The organism is Gemmatimonas sp. (assembly GCF_041689975.1).
GTDB lineage: Bacteria > Gemmatimonadota > Gemmatimonadetes > Gemmatimonadales > Gemmatimonadaceae > Gemmatimonas.
On the sequence record NZ_JBDNFF010000165.1, the window covers coordinates 1 to 3,369 of the forward strand.

Consider the following 3,369-nt stretch of genomic DNA (forward strand, 5'->3'; position numbering starts at 1 on the left):
ACGGGACCGCTGTGCTCGAAAAGCTGCTCAAGGAGCTCAACGGAGATGACCCAAACCAGATTGCCACTTCTGAGGTGATGGGTCTCGAAACGGTCTACCACGGACTCACTTCGGACGCCGGTGCTGTTCACGTATCACTCGATGCACAACTGTTCGATTGGTCCTACGTGTCAGCACCTTATCCCGCCTACTTTGGCCTGATAGACGGTCTTCAGCTGAAAGCATGGTGGAAGCAACATGCCCGGAGGCTTGTTGCTGCGAATATTCGGCATGCGCTCGGTGCGACTGACGTCAATACGCAGATTCGCCTTACGGCGACAACTGCACCTGAGAGCTTCTGGTATTTCAATGACGGAATTACCGTCGTCGCAGACGCAGCCGTGAAGGCGCCCGCAGGCGCGGCCTCTCGGACCGCTGGAAATTTCACCTTCACAGGCGCCTCGATCGTCAACGGTGCACAAACAGTTAGTTCGCTCGGTGGCATCGATGACGACGAGAGGCTCGGAAAGATTCGTGTCTCCATCCGAGTGATCGTACTTGAGTCAGCGCCTGTTGGTTTTGGGAAAGAAGTGACTCGTACGAACAACCTCCAGAATCGCATTGAGCCGCGAGACTTCGCTGCGCAAGATCCAGAGCAATTGCGACTACGCCAAGAGATGTCTATGGAAGGAGTTGATTACCAGTTTGTTCGTAGTGAAGAAGCGGCTCCAGCAGCCATGTCATGTGAGCTTCTCGAAGTAACGACCGCGCTTGCGTGCGCTTCTGCTGACGCTGGTCTGGCAGTGCAGGTAAAGACCGGCCTCGGACGCTTCTTTAACGACCTAACCAAGCCGCCTAACAAGGCGCTATTCAATCCGAGCACTACGGGTACCCGCGCATTCAACGCGACGCTTGTGCAGAGGGCAATTGATGGTTGGATCGATGCGAAGCGGAAGGGCCTAATCAAGAAGAGTGGGCCGACTTGGGGAGTTCTCGTGCACGGCAATCTCATCTTGGCGGCCCTTGCCTTCAAGGCGCTCGGTCAAGCGAATCTCAGGCGGCCAATTCAAGAGTTTCAAAAGACGTTCAAACCTTTGTCGCTTGATTCGATGCTTGAAAAGGCACTTACAAAGAGCGTTGCCACAATCAAGAAGCATTATGACGGTCGCCACCTAGCGGTTCTCTTCAAGAACCCGAGTGCGAGTAAGCAGGTGTTCGATCTCGCGTCCGGATGACGCCTTTCGTGCTTGTCCATTCGCTGCGGAAGCCGACCCAGTCGCGGCGCACAACGCTGGCTAACCGTGCGCTGCTGCAGACAGCGGCTTTAAGGTTTACGGTCATTGCTCACTGCGTTCGCTGACTGCATCCTTTAATGAGCCGCTGCAGTAGAGCGCGATTGTTAGGCGGCCACCAGTCATCCGCGCTCTCTCGCCACCCGCGAGCGTCGCATTCTAGACGCGGCGTACGCGTTCGGCAGCGGTGATGGCGAGACTGATCGCGAGGTGGGTTTTACCGACGCCCCGGAGACCCACGACGTGATGCCCATAAACTCTGCATCACGGTGTAGTATCCGTGGCTTGCAGTGCACGGCCAGACGCTCGAGGTCGAGCGCGAGCTGACGGCTGACAGCGCGCGCGTATGTCATCACGATCGCGGATAGCAGCTTGACGCACCTTCCGGTGTGGATGACGGAGACGACCGGCGCTGCGCCGGCCACGCTGCTGGCGAGTCCGTGGGCCAGTGTCGACGGCTTGGTCGCGCTCCGCCGACTGCTCGACGGCGTGCTTGACCCCATGCCGCTCGAGGCGGACCGTCGAGGACGCCCATGAGCGACCCCCGCGCATCGTGGCGTGTGACACGTCCTCCACGTCCGAGGTGGTGTATGGCTCGCGCTCCCCGTCCCCGGTGCTCCGGCGCCCGTCGTCCTGATCCTAGCGTGCAGGCGCATCTCGCCCTCAGCCACGGCACTGTCGCGTGGCACATGTTGCCCGTTCCGGTCCGCGACCAGGTGGTCGCGCTATGGATCGAGTTGCTCCGGGCGCACGCGCGCCGTCGGCGTGTCGGTGGTGGGGCGCTCGTCGGTGGCCCCGAAATCGAACTGCGCAAACTCGCCCGCCACGCCCTCGAAGCGGACCACCACTTCGACGGGGATCGTGGCCCGCACCGGGCCGAGCAGCCGGTAGATCGTGGACAGGGCGAGCGGCGTGCCGAGTGCGCGCAGCCGTCGCTGCACTTCCCCAGGCCGGAGCGTCGGCTCCGCCTCGAGCCACTCGCGGAGCAGCGTCATCCACCGTCGTCACCGGCGGCCCCAGCGCAATCCGCTGCACCGTGCGCCGTGAGATCCCGAGCTGGTGGACAATCTTGCGGAGCGTCTGCCCCGCGTGCAGCAACGCCTGAACGGCGTGTCGATCCAACATGCGGAGCATCCGACTGCGGCGGACGCGGAGGCAACGATCGACCAGATGCGAGTCGTAGTCGCGTCGGTCTGGGAAAAGGCAGTCATGTCACACGGCGGGAGCCGCGCAGACTGCGAAGCAATTCGACCAGCATTCGACAATCCCGGATTTGACACCCAGAATTAAGTCTTCGACCGCATGGAAATTTGCTTACTGACTAGGCCGCTAGTTGGTGCGTAGTGTCGTCTTGCGGTGTACTACGCGTGCTTCTCGTAGAACAGCAAAAATGATCGATACGGGCATCGCGCCGGCGAACCTGGGCGCGTCGAACCACCACTCCTGTGGTTGCTGTGCTTCGCGGGCCTTCGCGATCTTCGCGGACTTCGCGCGAACGGCGGTGCGTGCGGCTGCTTCGGAGCTGTCGGAGCTGTCGGAGAGTCGGCAGGTTCGCGCGAAGCTCGCGAAGCACAGCAACACTGATCAATACCGGCATCGCGTTGGCGGACCCGGGCGTGCCGCACCACCACTCCTGTGGTTCCGGTGCTGCTGTGCGTGACCGTCCCGCGCGCCTCCGCGCAAACGACCGCCATGCAGCGCCTCGCCGGTCACGTCGAGACCAGACAAAACGACCCCATTCCCAAAGCACATCGATAACGGACGCCGTTCCAATGCCAAAACGTTGGGACGTAACTGCAGATAATACAGAACTATTTGCCGCACTGATCAGTAATCGGTGCGGGCGCCGCCGTTCTGCACGAAGATTCCACCGAGGGCCGATGGCCCATCAGCGTGCCCAGCGGCCACGTCAATCCCGCCGCCCGAAACAGGTGAAATCTTTTCCCACGAAGCGTGGCGTGGCACTCGCCTTGCTCCCCGTTGTCGAGACGCCGCCCCACACGCTGGAGTACATCGTCGAAGTGTACCCGTTGTTCACGGTCACGGATGTGCCATGCCAATCGCGACGTTGTCAATGTCCACACATGAGCTTTCGGAG

The 3,369-nt window shown here is 61.1% G+C and carries 4 protein-coding genes; 2 read left to right on the forward strand and 2 right to left on the reverse strand.

The window, feature by feature from the left end; translation table 11 throughout:
- Positions 1-1,214, forward strand: a 1,214-nt coding sequence (locus tag ACESNG_RS10760; RefSeq protein ID WP_373068930.1) for an AIPR family protein, incomplete at its 5' end; no start/stop codon positions are given.
- 429 nt (positions 1,215-1,643) lie between these two features.
- Positions 1,644-1,808 (forward strand): hypothetical protein, encoded by a 165-nt coding sequence (locus ACESNG_RS10765; protein WP_373063030.1) that lies wholly within the window; start codon positions 1,644-1,646, stop codon positions 1,806-1,808.
- Positions 1,809-1,996: 188 nt separating this feature from the next.
- On the opposite strand, the gene ACESNG_RS10770 is transcribed toward ACESNG_RS10765, so the two are convergent.
- Both ACESNG_RS10770 and ACESNG_RS10775 read right to left on the reverse strand, forming a co-directional pair.
- Positions 1,997-2,266, reverse strand: a complete 270-nt coding sequence (locus tag ACESNG_RS10770; protein WP_373068932.1) for a hypothetical protein — start codon at positions 2,264-2,266, stop codon at positions 1,997-1,999.
- Positions 2,267-2,600: 334 nt separating this feature from the next.
- Positions 2,601-2,852, reverse strand: a complete 252-nt coding sequence (locus ACESNG_RS10775; RefSeq protein WP_373068934.1) for a hypothetical protein — start codon at positions 2,850-2,852, stop codon at positions 2,601-2,603.
- Between the last annotated feature and the right edge of the window lie 517 nt (positions 2,853-3,369).

Excerpts from the sequence above, each read along its gene's own strand:
- ACESNG_RS10770 (WP_373068932.1), bottom strand. The coding sequence starts at position 2,266 with ATGACGCTGCTCCGCGAGTGGCTCGAGGCGGAGCCGACGCTCCGGCCT.